This is a genomic window from Kaistella sp. 97-N-M2, from assembly GCF_021513235.1.
Classification (GTDB): Bacteria; Bacteroidota; Bacteroidia; order Flavobacteriales; family Weeksellaceae; genus Kaistella.
The window spans coordinates 1506454-1529358 of sequence record NZ_CP090976.1 but is presented as its reverse complement, the minus strand read 5'-3'; the positions used below and the strand labels follow the sequence as shown (position 1 = coordinate 1529358).

Genomic DNA, 22905 nt, shown 5'->3' with positions numbered 1-22905 from the left:
CTTTTTTTATTATTGAATTTCGGCTAAAACAATTTTCCACAACGCTTTATTAAAACTGCGGAAAAAATTAATGTGGCCGATTTCCTTTTTTGGAGATTCTGCAGTTTTAATTTCGCGATAGGTTTTCTTCGCATTCGGATACACACTGTTCATAAGACTTTCCATGCCTTTCATCGTCACCCAAGGATCGTCTTCGGCATACACGATGAATGTTTTCTGCCTTAAATTTTTCGAATAATCATTTTCAATTTTTTCATAAAGTCGACTCGTCGATTTTTTATTTAAAATTAAAGTCCGCCAATCGCAGGCAACCCCTTTTGGTAAAGATTCGCCTAAACCAAAGCGGTGTGCGGGAAAATATCCAAATAAAAGATTCGTCAGCGGAACGGCAAGTCCGAAACCCAACACCGCGGTCGCCGCAACTTTAAAATTGAGATTTCCCACAAATGCATCCTGCGTGGCCACGAAAATAAATTTCTCAAAAATCAAAGCATCTTCATTCATTCCGAGTATTAAAGCGCCAACGGAATGTCCTACGCAATATTTTTGATGATTTTGATAGTTTTCCTGAATAAAATCCGTGAGTGCTTTAAAATCTTCGGTACCCCAACTTCTCATGGATGCTTTAAAACCTTTCATTTGCTTCGGCTTGGATTCGCCGATGCCGCGGTAATCGTAGGTAATAACAGTGAAGCCGTTTTCGGCAAAATATTTAGCAAAAGAAAAATAGATTTGCTGTTTAACGCCCGTGGCGGAATTGATGAGCAGCAATTTTTGCTTTGAAATTTGAGGTTCAAAAATTTTAACTGCGATGGAAGCGGGACCGGAAGTTTTTAGAAATAATTCTTGCATTCTAGATCAGTTTCCTCCAAAATAAAAACAGAGAAAACTATGCTTTAAAAATAAGAGATTTTGTATAACCGGTGCGAAATTTCGATATGTGGAAAATAGGAATTATTCCGGTGAGAAATCCTTTAGAAACGGCAAACCACTTTGCGACCCGCGGTTTTTTGCAACTTTCAGCGAAACATCATTGCCAAATTGTACGCATTCGTCCACCGAATTGCCATGGCACAAAGCTACCGCGAAACCCGACGTAAAAGCATCGCCCATTCCCATTTTGTGCAGCATAGAATCGTGATCGTTGCGGTAATATTTCATTTCCGAGCCGTTGAAATAGGTGGTGGAATTGGAATCGTCGCGCACAAAAAGTTTATTCGGATATTTTCTGAGGATATCCTCGCGCTGTTCGTCGCCAAAAACAATGGAAAGTTCGTTGCTTTTTGCAACGATAAAGCTGGCGTTCTGAATAATTTTCGGCGAGAGTTTTTTTGCCGGTGAAGCGTAAATACCCACTTTTTTGCCGTTGTTCAGCGCCAAATCAAACGTGAAATCCACCACTTCCATGGGAATTTCCAACTGAATAAGAACAAGATCGACTGTCGGAAAAAGTTTTTCCGCCTCAGACACGTGCGAAACCGTCATGCAGTAATTCGACGCGGGCACGACAACAATTGTATTGACGCCGTGCGCGGAAGTTACATACGCGGTTCCTGTTGCCGTTTCTTCGTTTTCGGCCACGTAACCAACGTTCACACCTTCATCAACCAGGTTCCGAAGGATTTGCTGGCCGTAAGGATCCATACCCACACAGCCGATAAAATACACACTTGCGCCCAGACGCGCCGTGCCAACGGCCTGGTTTGCACCTTTACCCCCAAAAAAACTTTCGGATTTCTCTGCCATCACGGTTTCATTGGGTTTTGGAAGATGTTCCGTATTCAGCACCAAATCGATGCTGGAACTGCCTACCACAATAATTTTGGGTTGCTCCGAAGTGATATTCATTATTTCTAAAGGTTTTGGCTTTATTACTATTTTCGTCTAAATACAAAGACGCGAAAAATCGCGCCTTCGGGGATTGTTGCTGAACAAATTTATCCTTTTAATTAGAGACCGAAAAATTTTTTAACTTTAATTAACTTCCGATTTCAATAAATTCTGTCAGTAATTTTATGGGCTGATTGTCGATGCCAAAACCGATGTAACTGGCATAAAAACCTTCGCCATAACCGGTTTCAAAGGCAAATAAATTTCCGGGTTTCTCTTCATCGGGTTTCAAAAAGGCAAACTGATCGATTGCGCCGTTTTCATCAAAAAAATGATCGTGAAAAAACTCTTCGTAAATACCCATGAATTCGGCACCTTTCCGATGAAACAATCTTTTTTCCAGATGATTGAGGCAATCCTGCGTTTCGAAATCCATCAGACAGCCCATGCCACTTTCGACGGGATAACCGAAAATTTCTTCGCCTTTCAATTCTTCAATATTTTGATCTTCCGTGGTGGCCAGTTTCCATTCTACAATTTCCTCCTCGCCGAAAACAACTTCTACATAAGCGATACAGTTGCTGTCCCGTTCTTTGTGCACCAAAACAGGAAATTCACCCTGCGGAAAATGGATTTTGAATTCCTTCATATCATTTGTAATCAAAGGATCGCAGGCGATTAATCTTCCGGTGGGAAGAATTATTTTTCCGGCTTCGAAAGTTTCGATCAAAGGATTTTCGACAAAGTTTTTGCTAAAAAGTTTTTTAATATTTTCCAGGTGTTCCATAGGAGTGTTCAAAAAGTAAAGATAATTGAAAAAAGGCTACAAAAACATTGTTTTTCGGAGCCTTTTTTTTCGAATTTTGATATTTTGTGCGTTTAAAGCGCCTTCAGTTTTTCTTCCAGAAGTACAATTTTTTCCTGCGCGTCTTTCTGTTTTTTGCGTTCTACCTCAACTACTTCGGGTTTTGCGTTGGCGACAAATTTTTCGTTGGACAATTTTTTGTCTACGGAAATTAAGAAACCTTTCAAATATTTAATTTCTTCTTCTGTTTTTTCTTTTTCTTCCGCGAGGTCGAGTTTTTCACTCAAAGGAATTGAAATTTCCGTTCCACCAAGAAGAAAAGAAAAAGTGGGTTTATCGGTTTTTTCTTCAAAGTGAATTTGAGAAATATTTGCAAGTTTTTTTACTAAATTTTCATTGTCGAATTTCGGGGCGTTTGTGAAAACTTCTACTTCTTCGCGTGGGGAAATCCCTTTGCTTTGCCGGTAATTCCGTACACCGGAAATTAATTCTTTTGTGGTTTCGAAACTTTTAATAACAGATGCATCAAAGCTTTCGCCTTTGCGCTGCTGCGTGATCACCAACGCATTATTCGGGGTTCTTTCCGCAATATTCTGCCATAATTCTTCCGTTAAAAAAGGCATAAACGGATGCAGCAATTTCATTAATTCCTCGAAACAGACAAGGGTTCGGTCGTACACTTCCTGCGAAATCGGTTCGCCATAATTGGGTTTAACGGCTTCGAGATACCAGGAACAGAAATCGTCCCAAATCAATTTATAAAGCAAATGCAGCGCGTCGGAAATCCGGAATTTCTCGAACTGATCGGCAATTTCGACGATGGTTTTATCCATTTGGTTTCCAAACCAGTCGATGGCCTGCTTATCGGAACCGTTGGCTTTGATGGTTTCGTCTTTCTGCCAGCCTTGCGTTAATTTATAGGCGTTCCAGATTTTGGTGGCGAAATTTCTGCCCTGTAACATTAATTCTTCGTCGAAAAGCAGATCGTTTCCGGCGGCGGAACTCAGTAAACTTCCCACACGAACGCCATCGGCACCATATTTTTCTATGAGTTCAATCGGATCCGGAGAATTCCCCAACTGCTTCGACATTTTACGGCGCTGTTTATCGCGAACGATTCCGGTGAAATAAACGTTCTTGAAGGGAACTTCATTTCGGTATTCCAAACCTGCCATGATCATACGCGCGACCCAAAAGAAAATAATATCGGGCGCGGTTACCAAATCGGACGTTGGATAATAATAGTTGATTTCCTTATTATCGGGCTCTGTAATTCCATCAAAAACCGACATTGGCCATAACCAGGAAGAAAACCACGTGTCGAGCGCATCCTCATCCTGACGCAGACTGGAGATTTGAAGACTTGAGTTTTGAGACTTTTCTTTCGCTAAATCCAACGCTTCTTCGATTGTTTCGGCAACCACAAAATCGTTTTCGCCGTCTCCATAATAGAAAGCCGGGATTTGCTGTCCCCACCAAAGCTGGCGCGATATATTCCAGTCGCGGATGTTTTCCATCCAGTGTTTATAAGTGTTTTTAAATTTTTCGGGGTGAAATTTTACCTCATCATTCATCACGACATCCAAAGCAGGTTTTGCGATATCTGCCATTTTCAAAAACCACTGCACCGAAACTTTCGGTTCGATCACCGCACCGGTTCTTTCCGATGTTCCGACTTTATTAACGTAATCTTCTGCTTTTAGAAGAAGATCTTTTTCTTCCAATTCTTTTGCGATCTGCTTCCGAACGTCGAATCTGTTTTTTCCGGCGTAGTGCAAACCGTGTTCATTCAAATTAGCATCATCATCCAAAGAATCGATCATTTGCAAATGATGGCGCTTTCCGATTTCATAATCATTCGTGTCGTGCGCCGGTGTAATTTTCAACGCCCCGGTTCCAAATTCGATATCCACATAATCATCCTGAATAATTGGAACTACCCTATTAACGATGGGAACAATTACATTTTTTCCGCGTAAATGCGCGTAACGCTCGTCATTGGGATTGATACAAACCGCCGTATCGCCGAAAACAGTTTCGGGGCGCGTTGTGGCAACAGAAAGAAATTCTTCTGTGCCTTCAATCTTATATTTTAAATAATAGAGTTTACCGTTTTGCTCCTTGAAAATAACCTCTTCATCGGAAATGTTGGTTTTGGCTTCCGGATCCCAGTTGACCATTCGGTAACCTCTGTAGATAAGACCTTTATTATATAGATCAACAAAAGATTTTATAACCTGGGAAGAAAGTTTTGGTTCCAGCGTAAAGCGCGTTCGTTCCCAATCGCAAGAGCAGCCTAATTTTTTCAACTGTTCCAGGATTGTTCCGCCATATTTGTCGGTCCAGTCCCATGCGTGTTTCAAGAATTCTTCGCGGGAAAGATCTGCTTTGTTGATGCCTTCAGATTTCAGTTTAGCCACCACTTTTGCTTCTGTTGCAATGGATGCGTGATCGGTGCCGGGAACCCAGCAGGCGTTGAAACCCTGCATTCTGGCGCGTCGCACTAATACATCCTGAATGGTGTTGTTCAGCATGTGACCCATGTGAAGAATTCCCGTGACGTTTGGTGGCGGAATTACAATGGTATAAGGCGGTTTATCGTTGGGTTCGGAATGGAAATAGTTGTTTTTCAGCCAGTATTGGTACCATTTATTTTCTGTTTCCTGAGGATTATATTTTTCTGAAATCTGCATAAAGTCTTTTCTTGGGCTTAATAGGTGCAAAAATAGGTAAATTAAAAAAAGATATCTCCATATTGAAATAATTTTTAACTTTGCTTTTCAAACTTTATCAAACCATCAATTAAAAACAATTAAAAATATGAAAAAGATTTTCGCCGGTTTATTTTTAACCGCCTCTTTCGCATTAGCTTCTGCGCAAACAATTTCTTTTGATAAGACTACTTTTGACTATGGAACTGTGAAAACAGGCGCAGACGGACACCGCGTTTTCGTAGTAAAGAATACAGGAGACAAGCCCCTGATTATTTCTAAAGTTCAGGCATCTTGCGGATGTACTACACCGGAATGGAGTCAGGATCCGATTATGCCGGGGAAAACCGCTGATATTAAAGTTGGGTACAACACTACTATCGTAGGACCTTTCACCAAAATTATCGAAGTTTACTCTAACGATCCGGAGAACAGCAGATCTGTAATTAACATCAAAGGAACCGTAGACGGCGCCGCTGCAATGTCCGCAGCTGACGCTAAAAGAGAAGAAAAAGCAATGCCTGCGGCAAAGATTGAAGCTGCAAGCACCGTAAAATCTAAAAAAGTTGCCAAAAAAGCTGCTTTGTAAAGAGAATACTTTCTTAAAATAAATGACTAAATCACTTCTTTATTGAGGTGATTTTTTTATTTTTAAGCAAAATAAAAATGATGAATGTAGATTTCAGCGACGAGTACAGAATTGAGGGAAAATTTTCGATTAAAGACGCGCCCCACGAATACAAGGGCAAACTGGAGAAAAGCGAGGGCAAAAAAATGTTGAAGGACGAGATAGATAAACTCCGCGATCTGCAGGAAAAATTATATGCAGACGGCAGTAAATCTTTGTTGATCGTGCTGCAGGCGATGGATGCAGCGGGCAAAGACTCATTGATCGAGCATGTTTTCGGTGGCGTGAATCCACAAGGCTGCGAAGTCCATAGTTTTAAAACACCGAGTTCCAAAGAATATGGTCACGATTTTTTGTGGCGGCATTACGTGGCACTTCCGGAGAAAGGGAAAATAGGAATCTTCAACCGAAGCCATTACGAAAGTGTTTTGGTCTGCAAGGTGCATCCGGCCTATAATTTAAACGAAAAAGTCTGGGATTCTGTAGATGATTTTGATGCGGAATTCTGGGCAAACCGATATGAAAGCATCCGGGATTTTGAAAAACACCTGGCAGCGAACGGAACAACCATTGTAAAAATATTTTTAAATGTTTCGCAGGAAGAACAGAAGAAAAGATTTCTGGACCGCATTAACGAACCGGATAAGAACTGGAAATTTGCAGCCGGCGATCTCACCGAGCGCGCACTGTGGCCAAAGTACATGGAAGCTTACGAAGAAGCCATCAACGAAACCTCCAAAGAATATGCGCCGTGGTACGTTATTCCGGCCGATCACAAATGGTTTGCGCGCGTGACTGCGATCCAGATTATTATTGAGGCGCTGGAAAAAATGGATCTGAAATTTCCGACCCTTTTCGAAAAAGAGATGGAAGGTCTGGATGATGCGAAAAAAGAACTGGAAAGCGAGTAAAGGAAAGTGTTTGAGTGCTTGAATGTTTGAGTGTTTGAGTGTTTGAGTGTTTGAATTTTTGTAAATATTTAAACGTCAATCTTCAATTAAAAACCACAAGAAAAACTGTAAGCCGGATTCTGTAAATTGGCCGAAACCAAAATGCCTGTTATTTATCTGCGTTTTACATTGCTGCAAAACTTGAGCTGTTTACCCCTCGGTTTTTGGAGCGAGCCACTCCTATCCTGAAAAATTCGGGAAATCCGATATACTTAACATTGCACCGCAAAGAGTTTACCTGGTTTCACTATAAATTAATATACATACTTTCTGTTGCACTTGTCCTGATCTCGCGACCGACGGGCGTTACCCGCTTTGCTGCTCTTTGGTGTCCGGACTTTCCTACCTCCGCCGAAACGGAAATCAACAGGCCGTTTTTCTTGTGGCCGACAAAGATACGTAAAGTTGAAAATTAACCTCTTTATTTTTTTGGAAAGAATTTTGCTGTGGAGAGAACTTAATTTAGCACTAAATTTAAACAATGAATTATTACGAAACGATAATGGCTGTCCTCGACAAGTGGTACAGAGGGTTTGCGCTGGCAACACCCAGAATCGCCGTCGGGGTTTTAGTCTTCCTGCTTTTTCTGGCACTGAGTTCTTTTTTGAGTAAAGTCGCAGTTAAGATCTTCCACCGGTTTTTCCCGAAAAGCAAAAATAAATCCGTTGTTACTCTCATTAAAGTTTTTAAATTCCTCATCATCCTTTCCGGCGCATTTATCTCTATGGAGATTATGGGTCTGGGCGGTTTTGTTTTGAAGTTTATCGGAAGTTTGGGTGTTGCGGGGGTAATTGCCGGGGTGGCATTGAAGGATTTGGTTTCCTCAATGTTTTCCGGGGCGCTGATTAGTGTGGATAAAGCGTTTGCGGTCGGAGATTATATCACAATCAAAGATATTTCGGGTACCGTAGAAAGTATCGATTTTCTTACCACGAAAATAATTACAGACGAAGGTAAGAAAGTTCACGTGCCGAACCAGTTGGTTTTCAGCGCGCCGTTTACAAACTATTCCGCTTCCGGGCAGCGAAAAGTATTTCTGGATATTCAGATTTCCAACAATCAGGATCTGGAAAAAGTAAGCGAATTGATTTTGAGTGAAATCAGAACGTTTGATTTTGCAGATCACGTGGAAGATGCACAGGTGTTTATCCAGAAACAGTCTTTCGGCGTTTTCTATATGCAGGCCAGATTTTTTATGAAAACCGGCGCAAGCATTAACAAAGTAAAAACAGATGCTTTGATGCGTTTGAAAAGCAAACTTGAAAGCGGAGGCGTGCAGCTGGCCACACAGGCGGATCTCGCATCACAGGTGGTGAACCAAATTGGACCTGGATAATTACATATCTTTCGGTTTGAATTTGTACCAGTAACTAGCCCGGATCGCAACGGCATCCTTTTTTGCCGTTGCAAACGGTAAAAAAGATACAGTGGAGAGCCGGATGAAGCTCCTAAAAAAATAGAAAAGAGGATGCATTACTCAGGCATCCTCTTTATTTTTAATTGTTAATATCGTTATTTCCGAATCAGGAGTTTTTCGGAGAGTTGCTCCCCACCTTTCGTTACGATTTTTAAAATGTAATTTCCATTGGTGAGTTTCTCTACATTAATTTTTCCTTTACCGGATACGTTTCCGGAATTCACCACTCTTCCCGATGCATCATAAATCGTGAACGCTGCGCTTTGTGACCTGCCCATTTTTATATTCACCTCATGTTTTGCGGGATTTGGATAGATGCCAATACTTTTCGCGTTGCTTTCAACTGTGGCTAAAGTTTTTTTGACGGAAAAGAAAGAGGCATTCAACGCAAAATAAATATTATCAACCGCTTTTACCATAATTCTTGCGGAAGCAATATTTTCGTTGGGCAGATTTACAGTCGCAGAGCCATTATTTGGAACAGCCGCTGCCAAAATAACGTCGAAATTGGCCCCGTTATCTTTCGATAAAAGGATGCTTACATTTTGCGTGTTTATGGGCGCGACGGCGGTTCCAGCTACATCCCAGGTTACGGTAAGCGGATCTGCGGCATCATATTCAACATTTGTGGGCTGTGAGGTTACGACGAAAGGACCGTCGTTTGTAACCGATACGGTCATCTGGTCTCTTGCCGCCTGGTTTCCGGTTACTTTATCATCATTTACCAAAAGGGAGAAATTTAAAGTTCTCGCCACAGAGGGTGTTACCTCCCACTTTGGAACCAGATTGTTGGCTAAAATAAAATTCATGGAAGGAAAATATCGTGAAGGAGACACTGTTGGCGTCAAGGAACGGTAGACCGGCCCTGCAGTGGCAGTTGCAACGGGCGGCTGTGTATTAACCTGGTTATCCAGCTGTTCCCACAAGTAAGATATAGGGTCGTTATCCGGATCCGTACCAGTGCCCGTTAAAACGAATGCGGTTCCTTTGGGAATGCTGTAATCCAAACCTGCATCTGCGGTCGGAACCTGATTGTTATTAGGAACCTTCACAGAACAGTCGGTGGCTCTGCGGATCACGGTGTACATTTCGTTGACGCTGGCGGAATGAAAGTACGCATCGCTGTTAGCCTGTACATTGTTTACACCACAAATTCCTGCGTAGGCCATAATGGTGCTTCCACTTCCCACTTCGTAAGCGGTGGAATTGTTTGCATTTCCGTTGCAGGAACCGGTGCTTGCCCGAAAGGTGTGATTTGCCCCGAACTGATGGCCCATTTCGTGCGCCACATAATCGATATCAAAGGGATCGTTGACGGGTGCGCCCGAACCTGTAACACCTCGTGCTTTGCTTGCTGTACAAAGTACTCCCAGTCCGGCCAAACCGCCACTGTTTGTTCCAAACACATGGCCAATGTCGTAGTTGGCGACACCTATCACCGCATTTGTATTGGTTTGATTTTGCGTGATCATCGCACTCGGATTGCCGTTCGTATAGGGATCTGTAGCCGCGTCCGTATACACGATCAGATCATTGTTCGGAATCATCACCATTGTTACGGAGATGGTTTTTTCGTATACTCCATTTACTCTCGTCATGGTAACCGCCATCGCACCAAGGGCTTTCGGCACGGTTCCCCCGTGAAAAGCAGTGTATTCTCCCGTGGCCGAGAGGGCAAGTCGGTACGTCCGGAACTGGCCGTCCGAAACCAACGGAGCTTTACCAGCCAGATCTTCGGCAGTCTGTTCTTTTAGACCTTCGACATCGCAGGAAAAAAGACGGTCATTTGCAGGTAAATCGTTTCTTTTATAAAGAATATATTGCGAATTATCGTTCGTGTATTTGTCGAGATAACTCACCTCCCATCCGTCGAAATACATCACGCTGATTCCTTCTTCGGGCGTCACGCTGAAACGGATGGAATTTTGGGGATTGTCTTTTTGCCATCCTACATAGGAGCGAATATCGGCATATTTAGCCTGAAGTTCCGCGGTCATTACAGGTGCTTCCTGCACTTGGTATTCGCGATATTTTCCGTCCGCCGACGGAAAGGTAACAAGATGGCTTTTATCGCCGGAGAACCTTTGCGGAACACGGGACAAATCATTTTTAATTTTTTCTAAATTAACCTGATATACCGCACTTTTCTGGGGTTTTACCCAACGCTGAGTCAGATTTTCCGTAGGAACATTTGTAGATTTTGTCCAGTAATTTTGTCCGAAACCCATGATCGCAAGGAGCAGGGTCGAAAGAGTAAAGATTTTTGTTTTCATCGTTTTAGTTATTTAAGGATTGTACTGTAATTTTTTGTGTGGAAACCTTGCTCAATAATTTTAGAAGAATGCTTGGGGAACTTCGGTCTGTTTTTGCGCGTTGAGGATTATTCAAATTTTTAACCTTCACAAACAGTGTATTGTTTTCTACGTAAATACCGGAGACTTCAACATCATTTGTGCTTTTAAGTTCCGGTTTAAAAATAAGATATGATTCCGTGTCATTCACTGTAGGGATGGGGGCTAATCGAACGCCGCCCGACTTCTGATGAATAACTGAAAATATATTATCCATCTCTTCCTGCGTCTGTATAATACGGAATTTTCCGGAGATGAGATCATATGGATAATGATTGATGTCCTCAAATTCGATGGACGTTTTAGGCGTGTTTAAAATCTGCGCCGCACAACCGGAGAGCGATATGATCAGCAGAGCGATAAGATATTTCATGGAATTTTAATGTGCAGTAAAGGTAATAAATTGCAGAATACGTAAAAACAATTTTAGCAATAAATTAAAATAGAATCAATAAAGTCATTAAATTATTCAGCTAAAAAATTTGAAATCCTTACTAAATTTCGCACTTTTTTAAATTTTCCAGGTTTGTTGTCGTTTTTTAGATGCTCTGCCAACTTATTAAATTCATATCGTACAACAAAATTGTTATTCGGGCACCTCCAAAAGGTTACATCTTTTCAGGAAAATAGAAAAAAGCGGTTCGCCAATTTTTTGCAGAATTCTTCGAAAGAAAGCAACAAAAAACCGCCTCACAAGTGAAACGGTTTTTACAATTTTCTTTTAAATTTTTAGTGTCCTAAAACTTCTTTTACCTTGTTGGCGGCTTCTTCCAAAGTGATCACCGAGTGAACCGGTAGACCGGAATCATCAATCAATTGCTTGGCTTCAACGGCATTCGTTCCCTGTAACCTCACGATCAATGGAACGGGAAGACTTCCCATGGCTTTGTATGCATCTACAATACCTTGCGCAACACGGTCGCAACGAACAATTCCACCAAAAATATTGATTAAAATTGCTTTTACGTTCGGATCTTTTAAAATGATTCCGAAAGCTTTCTGAACTCTTTCTGCATCGGCTGTACCACCAACGTCCAGGAAGTTGGCAGGGTTTCCGCCGGATAATTTAATGATATCCATGGTCGCCATTGCCAAACCTGCGCCGTTTACCATACAGGCAACGTCGCCGTCTAATTTCACGAAATTCAAACCTGCAGCATCCGCTTCAACATCTGTTGGATCTTCTTCTCTTGTATCTCGTAATTCTGCCAGATCTTTGTGACGGAATAAAGCGTTACCATCCAAGGAAACCTTCGCGTCTACGGCAATAATTTTGTTATCTGAAGTTTTCAAAACCGGGTTGATTTCGAAAAGTGAGGCATCAATTCCGACGTAAGCACTGTATAAATTCGTAATAAACTTCACGAAATCTTTGAATGCGGCGCCTTCCAAGCCTAAATTAAAAGCGATTTTTCTGGCTTGAAAACCCTGTAATCCTACGCCCGGATCGATGGTTTCGTTATGAATTAAATGCGGCGTTACTTCCGCAACGTGCTCAATGTCCATCCCACCTTCGGTAGAATAAACGATCATGTTTTTCCTTTGTGCTCGGTCTAAAAGGATAGAAACATAAAACTCTTTGGTTTCGGTTTCTCCCGGATAATATACATCTTCTGCCACCAAAACGAAGTTTACCTTCTTCCCTTCCGCAGAAGTTTGTGGAGTTACCAACTGCATGCCGATGATGTTGCCGGCATTTTCTTTAAGTTTTTCCATGTTTGGAGAAAACTTTACGCCGCCGCCTTTACCACGTCCACCAGCGTGAACCTGCGCTTTTACAACCCAGCCTTCGTTACCGTTCAGTTCGGTTAACTTTTTTGCTGCATCTACTGCCTCATCAACATTATTTGCCGTAAAACCACGCTGAATGGTTACGCCGTATTTTGCCAAAATTTCTTTCGATTGGTACTCGTGAAGATTCATATTATTTTAATTAGATTTTTATTTTTTTTAAAGATTTACAAATTTAAGAAAATTTGAAGGATAATGATTGAAACGTAACCATAATTTGGCGGAATTTCGCTGCAGGAACTCAAAAATCACTTGATTTGCTTTGATTTCTTTTCGTAAAAAGTGGTTGCAATCCCGATGAGGATAATGCCGCTCCCTATCATTTGAATGGAAGTAATTTTTTCGTTCACGAAAAGCGCGGCTAAGACTGTGGCAAAAATAGCCTGACTTAAAAGGCTTAAGGAAACTCTGGTCGGCCGCATTTTTTGCGTGGCGTAACTGATGAGCAGCCAGGCGATCAACTGGCAGACAATTCCCTGAACGAAAAGTGAGAGCCAGGCTTTTTCGGAAAAACCCACAAAACTTTCACCGAAAAACACATTCACCGCAAATAAAAATATTGTACTGGTGATCATGCTGTACGTCATAAACGGAATGACTCCGATTTTTTCCAAAACTCTTTTGCTCACCAAAATATAAATGGCGTAAAGCAAGCCAGACAGCAGCGCGAGGAAAAAGGCAAGATCGAGTTTTAAGCCCATAATGGTGTCGACACCCACAAAAACGATCATTCCGGTTAAGGCAATGGCGGTCCCAAGCCAAAAACTATTGCGTGGGCGATATCCGAGGAAGGCGAAGGAAAAAATCCCAACCCAGATGGGGGAAAGATTGGTTAACAAAGTGGCCTGTGTAGCCGATGATTTCTGAATGGAAACATTCCACACCGCAATGTCGCAGGCGAAGAGCAAACCACAGAGCAAGACCGGCCGTAAAATCGCCGGATTTTCGAGCCGCATTTTATTTTTACAAACCGCGACGGGTACAATGATCGCTGTGGCAATTGCCATTCGGTAAAAGGCCGAAATTAAACCCGAGGTGAGATTCATCTTCACGATAACCGGAAAGATGGAGATGCATAAAATGCCGAGAAATAAAGCGATTCTGGGTCTGGTCATTTCAGTAGAGTCTTCCGACTTCTTTACAAATCTCTAAATATTCGGGCGGAATTTTACCGAAAAATCCGTCTTCAAAATACTCATCGGAATGCGGGATATAAATGCTGTAACTTTTTCCGAGGGGAATAATTGGAATAAAGAAAAGCTCAAAATATTTTTTATAGACCGTGATGAGGGCGTTCACCTCCAAACCATTTTTCCGGAGTTTGCGCTGTTCTTTGCCCACGGGTTTTTTGTTAAATCCGAAAAAGAAGAACATTAAACCTTATTTTTTACGAAATACCAAATCAACATCGCCCAGGAAACAATCATCAACAGGCCGCCGAGCGGCGTGAGAGGTCCCACAATTTTCGTCGGAATGGCCGCAACTTCGCTGAAAGCCAAGAGATAAATCGTCACGGAGAAAATAAATGTTCCCGCAATCATTAAAATTGAGATCCATTTTTCGGAGGGCGTTTCAAATTTCAAAATGTAGCCGACCACCAATAAAAACAGAGCGGAATACATCTGATATCTTACGCCAGTTTCAAAACTCGCAAGTTTCTCCACGGAAATTACTTTTTTTAAAGCGTGCGCGCCGAAAGCGCCTAAAATAACGGAAACCAATCCGTAAATCGCGCCAATGATTAATGTTGCATTTTTCATTTTATAATTCTCCTTTTTGATACATGATGACTAATTTCCCTACCACACTTAAAATGCCCAGAATAATAAACATCCAGGAAAATTTTTTGGAACCTGCGAATTTCGGGTCGTTGGTGGTTTTAAGAAAGATACCGAAAACCATGATGGCGACGGCTAAGATGATTCCGAACATTTATTTATTTCTTAGATGGTTAAATTCATTAATAACTTCATGATGCGTTACGGTTTTGTCTTTAAAATACGTTACAAAATGATTTTTCTCCTCTTCCGTCGCGCCAAGCTGATTCAAAATATTAAACAGATGCATTTTCATGTGACCTTTTTGAATACCAGTAGTCACCAGGGAACGCAGAGCGCCGAAATTTTGGGCCAAACCCGAAACGGCTAAAATGCTCATGAGCTCCTGCGCAGAAGGCTTTCCTAAAAGTGCCAACGAGAATTTCACCAGTGGATGAAGATTGGTTAAACCACCGACAACGCCCACGGAAATCGGCAAATCGATCCAGAATCTAAAAATTCCGTTATTGATCGTGCAATGCGTTAGACTTGAATATTTTCCGTCTTTTGCCGCGTACGCATGAGCGCAGGCTTCGGTCGCGCGAAAATCGTTTCCGGTTGCGATCACAACGGCATCAACACCGTTCATAATTCCTTTGTTATGTGTGGTGGCGCGGAAAGGTTCGATTTCGGCAATTGTAACGGCACGTTTGAATTTGGTTGCGAATTCCTCGTTGGAAATGCCGCTGTCGTCCTTCAGATCCTCGATTTTACAGGAAACTTCCGCGCGCACAATACAGTCCGGCGTAAAGTTGGACAAAATGTTCATCACGATCTGTAAAGAATCTTTTTCTTCCTGCGTGAATTCTTCGTCTTTTTGAACCTCTTCAACCAAGGTTTTTCCAAACTGCTCCAAACACGAATTAATGAAATTCGCGCCCATGGAATCCACCGTGTCGAAACTGGCTTTCAGCTGAAAATAATTTTCGAGATCGACGGTTTTGTCGATCAGACGGATGTTTAAGATTCCGCCGCCGCGGTTGCGCATGTTTTTCGTTACGGCTTCGGTTGCTTCAAATAATCTTTTCTTTAATTTGAAATTGAAAAAATGCAGTATTTTATGAGGTTCCACGGCCATTATAAAATGGGTGTGACCTAATTTCTTCGTGTTGATGATGGTTGTTTTGAACCCGCCTTTATCGATCCAGAATTTCGCAGCCTTCGAAGCCGCCGCGACTACGGAACTTTCTTCTACGGCCATAGGCAGCGCAAATAATTTTCCGTCGATAAGGAAATTCGGGGCAATGCTGTAAGGCATATAAAAGTTGGAAATGGTGTTTTCGGAAAATTCTTCGTGAAGTTTTTGCAAAGTTTCGTCGCCGTTCCAATATTGCTGAAGAACCTGTTCGTAACTGCGGTCATCACTCAGATATTCTTTAATAAGCCAATCGATTTTTCTTTGTTTTGAAAGTTTAGAAAAACCTTCAACCGGACTGTGATTCATAGAAACAAAATTTGAAATGTAAAGATAGCAAATTCAGGGGGATGTTTAATGTTGATGATCATTTCTAAAAATCAAAAAAATCACCGAGACTTTGGTGATTTCTAAAATGTTTTTGTAGCTAAAAACTAATAACGTTTTGCACAAAAGATTCTTAATTGATTATGATTTGTCCGTTTGCATCATAATTAAAAGTCCATTCTTGCGTCTTTCTCGAGATTAATTCATCAAATCTATACACTTCTTCCCTGTAACTTCTAAAATTATTTTTGGAAAGTGAGCGGTTCATCCAAAAGTGTAAATCTCTTGAACGGATTGCCCGAATTATCATAATTTTCAAACTGTCGAATGCGTTTGTTTTCCGTTTTAACCCCATCATGAAGTTCAAAGTATTCTGTCCTTGTTAAATTTCCTGTAACATCATAATAAAATCTTTCAGAATAAGTTTCGATATAATCATTGGGATCAGTTGGATCATATAGTGCATTGGGAAAAGTGGTCTTTATTTCGTCTAGAAGACCATTTTTATAATAGTAAAATTCTTTTTTATACCTATAAGAACTAAATCTATCTGGCACTTCTTTTTCCGCAATCAAATTCGAAGAACTTAAAGTAAAATACTTACTATTTTTTGGGACGGTAAATTCGGTGGAATTATAAAAATCTTCTACGGTTACTTTATCATTATCATAAAGGACTGAAGTATATATTTTATCTGTAAATGATGCGTTAAAACCTGTTGATCCGGAGATTGAAAGAAATCCTCCGTTTTTTTTCGTCACTCTTTTTTGGCTGTCATATTCGAACATGAAATTAACTTCAGCTAAATTTTGGATCCGCAGATCCGGGTAAAGATAACCGGTTTTAACTTTAGTAGTTAATGTTTCTTCTCTACCATTGTTTCGGGTTCTGCGTCTCTACTGCAAGAAATCATAAATATCGAAAAAAGAAGAACTTGAAAAAGGTATTTTATTTTCATAAAAAGTATTTTAATTAAAATCAAATATAATATTTTCTGCAACTCCAATTTCACAGGAAAAATTCATGTTTCTGAATAATAAAAAACCGTGTCAAGGTTTTGAGCCTTGACACGGTTATATACGTATATTTTTTAGATTAATTTTGGGTTACGCTTCTAACTGCGTTCCCAAAAACTCCCATTCCTGCAAAGCCAAATCTAAATCTGCTTTCTTTGTATTGTAAACTTCTAAAGTTTCTTCGGAAGGATTTTCTTTGGTGAAGGTGGCTTCCATTTCCTCGATCTTTAATTCGAGGTCAGAAATCCGCTCTTCTACTTTTTTAATTTTATTTTGAATATTCTTTTGATCTTTCGAAACCATAACAGGCGCTTTTTCCACGGGTTTTGCAACTTCTTTTTCGACGACGGGTTCGTTCCGAAGTTCCTGTAACTTGGATTTCTCTGCAGAGATCTCGCGAATGCTTTCTTTTTGACGGAATTCTAAGTATTCATTCACATCACCCAGAAATTCTTTCATTCGCCCATCCCGGAATTCGAAAATTTTATCGCTCAAGCCCTGTAAAAATTCCCGGTCGTGAGAAATAACGATTAATGTTCCTTCAAATTTCTGCAAAGCCAGTTTAATAATTTCCTTGGACTGAATATCCAGGTGATTCGTGGGCTCATCCATAATCAACGTATTGAAAGGACGAAGCAATAATTTACACAAAGCCAAACGGTTTCTTTCGCCACCCGAAAGTACTTTTGTTTTCTTCGTCACATCATCGCCCTGAAAAAGGAAACTTCCCAACAAATCGCGTACTCTTGGGCGCGTTTCTTCGGTTGCCGCATCTTCAGCTTCTTCTAAAACGGTTTTATTCGGCGTTAAAACTTCTTCCTGGTTCTGCGCAAAATAACCGATGTTAACGTTGTGCCCCAGATTCCATTCGCCGGAATAATCGGTGATTTCTCCGGAAAGGATTTTTGCAATTGTTGTTTTGCCCTGCCCGTTTTGCCCCAGTAAAGCAATGCGCTGTCCCCTTTCGATAAAGAAATCAACCTCATCAAAAACCTGTTTTTTACCGTATGCTTTTCCTAAGTTTTTGGCTTCGAAAATAACTTTTCCCGGAGTTACCGCGGGCTGGAAACGGATATTGAATTTGGAAACATCGTCGGTATCCACTTCAATTCTTTCCAGTTTATCTAATTTTTTGATCAAAGATTGCGCAAACGAAGATTTGGTGGCAGAAGCCCGGAAACGGTTGATGTTATCTTCCATTTGCTTGATCTCGACATCCTGATTTTTCTTGGCCTGAATTTGTTTTTCTTTCCTTTCCGAACTCAATTCCAGATATTTGGTGTAATTGGCTTTGTAATCGTCGACTTTTTTGTTGTTAATGTCGAAAGTCCGGTTGCAAACAGAGGTCATAAATTGCTTATCGTGACTTACCAAAACAATAGCACCGGGATATTCTTTTAAAAATGATTCCAGCCAAATGATGGATTCCATATCCAGGTGATTGGTCGGCTCATCCAACAACATGAGATCATTTTTCTGCAAAAGCAGTTTCGCCAGCTCAATCCGCATTCTCCATCCACCGGAAAATTCGTCGGTAATCTTGTGAAAATCATCAGCCTTGAAACCTAATCCTAGCAAAACTTTTTCGACATCGCCTTCCAAATTGTACGCGTCATGATGCATTAACAGATCATTCAGTTCCGTCATACGGTGAATTAAATTTTCGTAGTAATCGCTTTCATAATCGGTTCTCGTCACCATTTGATGGTTTACGTCTTCCAGTTCGTTCTTCATCGCATTAATGGCTTCGAATGCCTGAAGGGTTTCATTCCAAACGGTACGGCCTTTTACGAAATCCAAATCCTGTTTTAAAAACCCAATGGTTACGGCGCCTTCCTGAACAATACTGCCTTCGTAAAAATTAATTTCGCCCGTAAGCATTTTTAACAAAGTAGATTTACCCGCTCCATTTTTCCCCACCAAACCGATTTTATCATCTTTTTTGATGGTAAAGTTGACGTTTTGAAAAAGGTAATTTCCTGAATGATGAAGACCTAAATTTTGAACCGAAATCATATTTTTGAATGCTAATTGATAAGTGAATTTTCGAGGTGCAAAAGTAGTGAAACTAATTGAATTGCAGACTATCTTGCGGGCAGAGTTGATCTTATTTCAACATAAATAATTACCTTTAGAAACCTTAAAAAATTGAAAATGAAAAGACTGCTCGGACTTATAACGCTGCTCTTTTTTACTTCGAACCAAAGTCAGGTTCTGAAAGTGATGACGTATAATATTCGCCTTTCGTTAGAATCGGATCAGGAAAATTCCTGGGAAAACCGAAAAACCGAAGCGATACAGCTCTTGGATTATTACCATCCGGATTTTTTCGGCGTGCAGGAAGCGCTGCCGGAGCAGATGAATGACATCAAAAGCGGTCTTAAAAATTATAATTTTGTGGGCGTGGGCCGGGACGACGGACAAAACAAAGGCGAATATTCCGCAATATTTTATGAAATGGCAAAAATTGAAGTCTTAAAATCCGGTACTTTTTGGCTCAGCGAAACTCCGGATATTCCGTCGAAAGGTTGGGATGCGGCTTACAACAGGGTTTGCACGTATGCTTTATTTAAATTGAAAAAAGACGGCAAGAAATTCTGGGCATTCAATGTTCATTTCGATCATGTGGGAAATGTAGCGCGCGTAAATTCATCCAAATTAATTTTAGAGAAAATAAAAAAATTCAACACGCAAGATCTTCCGGTGGTTTTAACAGGCGACTTTAATTTAACGGATGATTCCGAACCGATTAAAATAATTTCGAAAAACCTCATCAACACTTACTATCATTCCGCGCAGAAACCGTACGGTCCGAATGGCACTTTTACCGCTTTCGATATTAAAACCATCCCGACGCAGAGAATCGATTATATTTTTGTAAAAAAGTTTGAAACGGAAACCTTTCGAACAATTAACGACCGGCGCGAGAACCTTCTTTATCCGTCGGATCACTTTCCACTTCTTGTAACGCTGCGTTTTAATAAATAAAAAAAAGAATCCATCATGACTGATGGATTCTAAAACACAAATGATGAAAAAAATTTATTCCTTCGCCTTTAACAGCATTAGAATACCGCAAAGAAATATATTATTTATGAAATGACAAAATTTATTGGATTTTATTTCATCAATTCTCTTCATTGAGATTGCTAATCAGCTTAATAAAATGCTATACTATAAAAAATTATACCAAGTTTCTGTGTAATTTCACTGTCGAACTTGCAAATCGTAATTATTCGGTTGGACGGAAAACCAAACCACTTTCATCAAAATAATCCAGGGTAATTCGGTCGCCATCGTTCACATTTCCGGCCAGGATTTCTTTCGATAATTTGTTCAAAACCTCCTGTTGCAAAACTCTTTTTAAAGGTCTTGCACCAAAACTTGGGTCGTAACCTTTGTCTGTAATATATTGTATGGCATCATCTGTTGCAGTCATGATTATTCCACGTTTTTCTAGCATTTGGTTAAATCCGCGAAGTTGGTAATGTACAATTTTGCCGATTTCTTTTTTGTTTAAAGGCTGGAATAAAACAGTTTCGTCGATACGATTTAAAAATTCGGGCCTCAAGGTCTGCTTCAACAGCGCAAAAACCTCATCTTTGGTCTTATCTACGACTTGTGCTACATTATCGTCGGTAATTGTTTCGAAATTTTCCTGAATCAAATGCGATCCCAAATTGGACGTCATGATGATAATTGAATTTTTGAAATTCACCAGTCGGCCTTTGTTATCCGTTAAACGGCCATCATCCAAAACCTGTAGTAAAGTATTGAATACATCCGGATGCGCTTTTTCAATTTCATCCAAAAGAACCACAGAATATGGTCTTCTGCGAACCGCTTCCGTTAACTGTCCGCCTTCGTCGTAACCCACATATCCGGGAGGCGCACCAACAAGTCGCGACACGGCGTGCCTTTCTTGGTATTCGCTCATGTCGATTCTGGTCATGTTATTTTCATCATTAAAGAGATATTCTGCGAGGGCTTTCGCCAACTCAGTTTTACCCACACCGGTTGTTCCCAGGAAAAGGAAACTTCCGATCGGTTTTTTCTCGTCGTTCAGTCCCGCGCGGTTTCGTCGGATGGCATCGGCGACGGAGGTAATGGCTTCTTCCTGCCCCACCACTCTTTTGTGGAGTTCGTCTTCGAGGTGCAATAATTTTTCGCGTTCAGACTGAATCAGTTTTGTAACGGGAATTCCGGTCCATTTGGAAATAACTTCGGAAATATTTTCGGCGGTAACTTCCTCCTTAATCAATTCATTTTGATGGTTTTGCATTTCGAGTTCGAGTTTCTGCAAATCATCTTCTTTCTCTTTAATTTTCCCGTACTGAATTTCCGCAACTTTAGCGTAATCGCCTATTCTGGAGGCCCGTTCGGCTTCGAGTTTTAAGGCTTCAATATCTTTTTTAATGGATGTTAAATCCTCAGATTTTTGTTTTTCTTTCAGCCATTTCGCATTGATTTCGTTGCGCTGTTCGGAAACTTTGGAAATATCTTCCTTTAAATGACTCACTTTAATATCATTTCCTTCTCGTGAAATGGCGGCGAGCTCAATTTCCATCTGCATAAGTTTCCGATCCAAAACGTCGAGTTCTTCAGGTTTCGAATTGATTTCCATACGTAATTTAGCGGAAGCTTCATCAATCAAATCGATGGCTTTGTCTGGTAAAAACCGATCCGAAATATAACGTTGAGACTGCTCCACCGCGGCGATAATTGCTTCGTCTTTGATGCGGACTTTGTGGTGAGCTTCGTATTTATCTTTAATTCCACGTAAAATAGAAATCGCCGATTCTGTGTCGGGCTCTTCCACCATCACTTTTTGGAAACGTCTTTCTAGGGCTTTGTCTTTTTCGAAATATTTTTGATATTCGTTTAAGGTTGTCGCACCAATTGCCCGGAGTTCGCCACGCGCCAGAGCTGGTTTCAGAATATTGGCGGCATCCATGGCGCCTTCGCCGCCACCGGCACCTACAAGCGTATGAATCTCGTCGATGAAAAGAATAATCTGCCCTTCGGATTTTGTTACTTCGTTGATGACGGATTTCAACCGTTCTTCGAACTCGCCTTTATATTTTGCGCCGGCAATCAAAGCGCCCATGTCCAAGGAATACAAGGTTTTGTCCTGCAGATTTTCGGGAATATCACCGGAAATGATGCGGTGCGCAATCCCTTCTGCAATCGCAGTTTTACCCACGCCGGGTTCTCCAATTAAAATCGGGTTATTTTTAGTTCTTCGCGAAAGAATCTGCAGCACCCGTCGAATTTCTTCATCGCGTCCAATTACAGGATCGAGTTTGCCCTCCGCGGCGAGGACGTTGAAGTTTTTTGCATATTTATTTAAACTTTGGTAAGTTTCTTCAGAACTTGCGGAAGTGGCTTTGGAACCTTTACGCAATTCGTTGATGGCGGTTTCGAGACCTTTTTTCGTTACGCCCATATCTTTCAGCATTTTCGAAACGACGGAATTCACTTCTAAAAGGGACAGCCAAAGATGTTCGATCGTAACAAATTCATCACCCATTTTTTTTGCGATATTGGGAGCATCCAGCAAAACTTTGTTTGCAGTTTGGGAAAGATAAATATTGCCGCCCTCCACTTTTGGCAGTTTTTCTAAATTTTCTCTGTTTCTCTCTCTTACCAAAGTAATTTCAGCTTCAGATTTTTTCATTAAAAATGTAGAAATGTTTTCATCTACCTGAAAAATTCCTTCGAGTACATGTTGCGGTTCAATGCTTTGGTTGCCAAATTCCATGGCAATCTGTTGCGCTTTTTGGATGGCTTCCTGTGACTTTACGGTATATTGATTTAAGTTCATAATGTATGTTTTAATATTTGAGAAACGGCGGAATTCACCGCAATCGATGAACTCCGTCTGCTTCTATTCAATTATTCTATAATTCTTCAAGACAACACGCAAAAAGTATTCTTTTATGAAAAATATTAATTAAATGGTCAAAATTTCCGAATTATTCATCAAATATATTGAAGATCAAGACAATATTTCCGAATTCATATCTTTTTTTTAAAATTTTCCCTAAACTTTTTTTGGAAAGAACTCTAAAAACTAGGCGCCTCTTTATTAGATTTTAAAAAATAAGTATATTTGTTGAACACCCCT

The 22905-nt window shown here is 40.7% G+C and carries 19 protein-coding genes and 1 other RNA gene; 4 read left to right on the top strand and 16 right to left on the bottom strand.

Annotated elements, in window-relative coordinates; all coding sequences use genetic code 11:
- Positions 1–9 precede the first annotated feature (9 nt).
- From L0B70_RS07285 to L0B70_RS07270, 4 genes are all read right to left on the bottom strand, one after another.
- The gene (locus L0B70_RS07285) at positions 10–852 is read right to left on the bottom strand and encodes an alpha/beta fold hydrolase (RefSeq protein WP_235141168.1); all 843 of its coding nucleotides are present in this window, start codon (positions 850–852) and stop codon (positions 10–12) included.
- A gap of 102 nt (positions 853–954) precedes the next feature.
- A complete protein-coding gene (locus tag L0B70_RS07280; RefSeq protein ID WP_235141167.1) occupies positions 955–1848 on the bottom strand; it encodes a ribokinase in 894 nt (297 codons plus the stop codon).
- Between the two features lie 130 nt (positions 1849–1978).
- The gene (locus tag L0B70_RS07275) at positions 1979–2617 is read right to left on the bottom strand and encodes a DUF4241 domain-containing protein (RefSeq protein ID WP_235141166.1); all 639 of its coding nucleotides are present in this window, start codon (positions 2615–2617) and stop codon (positions 1979–1981) included.
- A 92-nt stretch (positions 2618–2709) separates the two neighbouring features.
- Entirely contained in the window at positions 2710–5328 is a 2619-nt protein-coding gene (locus L0B70_RS07270; protein ID WP_235141165.1) for a valine--tRNA ligase, read from the bottom strand.
- Between the two features lie 127 nt (positions 5329–5455).
- On the opposite strand from L0B70_RS07270, the gene L0B70_RS07265 reads away from it, so the two are divergent.
- Positions 5456–5935: a DUF1573 domain-containing protein gene (locus tag L0B70_RS07265; RefSeq protein WP_235141164.1), complete on the top strand. Its 480-nt coding sequence runs from the start codon at positions 5456–5458 to the stop codon at positions 5933–5935.
- Between the two features lie 80 nt (positions 5936–6015).
- Positions 6016–6885: a polyphosphate kinase 2 family protein gene (locus L0B70_RS07260; RefSeq protein ID WP_235143568.1), complete on the top strand. Its 870-nt coding sequence runs from the start codon at positions 6016–6018 to the stop codon at positions 6883–6885.
- Between the two features lie 92 nt (positions 6886–6977).
- On the opposite strand, the gene rnpB is transcribed toward L0B70_RS07260, so the two are convergent.
- Positions 6978–7307: RNase P RNA component class A (gene rnpB / locus L0B70_RS07255), an RNA gene on the bottom strand.
- A gap of 98 nt (positions 7308–7405) precedes the next feature.
- On the opposite strand from rnpB, the gene L0B70_RS07250 reads away from it, so the two are divergent.
- Positions 7406–8260: a mechanosensitive ion channel family protein gene (locus tag L0B70_RS07250; RefSeq protein ID WP_235141163.1), complete on the top strand. Its 855-nt coding sequence runs from the start codon at positions 7406–7408 to the stop codon at positions 8258–8260.
- 176 nt (positions 8261–8436) lie between these two features.
- On the opposite strand, the gene L0B70_RS07245 is transcribed toward L0B70_RS07250, so the two are convergent.
- From L0B70_RS07245 to L0B70_RS07200, 10 genes are all read right to left on the bottom strand, one after another.
- Positions 8437–10614, bottom strand: coding sequence for a reprolysin-like metallopeptidase (locus tag L0B70_RS07245; protein ID WP_235141162.1), 2178 nt, complete (start codon positions 10612–10614; stop codon positions 8437–8439).
- Positions 10615–10618: 4 nt separating this feature from the next.
- Positions 10619–11065 (bottom strand): hypothetical protein, encoded by a 447-nt coding sequence (locus L0B70_RS07240; RefSeq protein WP_235141161.1) that lies wholly within the window; start codon positions 11063–11065, stop codon positions 10619–10621.
- A 356-nt stretch (positions 11066–11421) separates the two neighbouring features.
- Complete coding sequence (gene sucC / locus L0B70_RS07235) at positions 11422–12615, bottom strand: ADP-forming succinate--CoA ligase subunit beta (RefSeq protein ID WP_235141160.1); 1194 nt, start codon at positions 12613–12615, stop codon at positions 11422–11424.
- 116 nt (positions 12616–12731) lie between these two features.
- A complete protein-coding gene (locus L0B70_RS07230) occupies positions 12732–13598 on the bottom strand; it encodes a DMT family transporter (protein WP_235141159.1) in 867 nt (288 codons plus the stop codon).
- 1 nt (position 13599) lies between these two features.
- Entirely contained in the window at positions 13600–13857 is a 258-nt protein-coding gene (locus tag L0B70_RS07225; protein ID WP_235141158.1) for a zinc ribbon domain-containing protein, read from the bottom strand.
- Complete coding sequence (locus L0B70_RS07220; protein WP_235141157.1) at positions 13857–14243, bottom strand: DUF423 domain-containing protein; 387 nt, start codon at positions 14241–14243, stop codon at positions 13857–13859. The genes L0B70_RS07225 and L0B70_RS07220 overlap by 1 nt, the downstream gene beginning before the upstream one ends.
- A gap of 1 nt (position 14244) precedes the next feature.
- Entirely contained in the window at positions 14245–14415 is a 171-nt protein-coding gene (locus tag L0B70_RS07215) for a hypothetical protein (protein WP_235141156.1), read from the bottom strand.
- Positions 14416–15744 (bottom strand): hydroxymethylglutaryl-CoA reductase, degradative, encoded by a 1329-nt coding sequence (locus L0B70_RS07210; protein WP_235141155.1) that lies wholly within the window; start codon positions 15742–15744, stop codon positions 14416–14418. It abuts the gene before it with no gap.
- Between the two features lie 260 nt (positions 15745–16004).
- Positions 16005–16550, bottom strand: coding sequence for a hypothetical protein (locus tag L0B70_RS07205; RefSeq protein ID WP_235141154.1), 546 nt, complete (start codon positions 16548–16550; stop codon positions 16005–16007).
- A gap of 318 nt (positions 16551–16868) precedes the next feature.
- Positions 16869–18794: an ABC-F family ATP-binding cassette domain-containing protein gene (locus L0B70_RS07200; protein WP_235141153.1), complete on the bottom strand. Its 1926-nt coding sequence runs from the start codon at positions 18792–18794 to the stop codon at positions 16869–16871.
- A gap of 138 nt (positions 18795–18932) precedes the next feature.
- Here L0B70_RS07200 and L0B70_RS07195 point away from each other — a divergent pair, with 138 nt between their 5' ends.
- Positions 18933–19766, top strand: a complete 834-nt coding sequence (locus tag L0B70_RS07195; RefSeq protein ID WP_235141152.1) for an endonuclease/exonuclease/phosphatase family protein — start codon at positions 18933–18935, stop codon at positions 19764–19766.
- 244 nt (positions 19767–20010) lie between these two features.
- Here the strand turns inward: L0B70_RS07195 and clpB are convergent, their stop codons facing one another.
- Positions 20011–22602 carry an ATP-dependent chaperone ClpB gene (gene clpB / locus L0B70_RS07190; protein ID WP_235141151.1) on the bottom strand — a complete coding sequence of 864 codons (2592 nt, stop codon included), beginning with the start codon at positions 22600–22602 and terminating at the stop codon, positions 20011–20013.
- Positions 22603–22905: the final 303 nt, after the last annotated feature.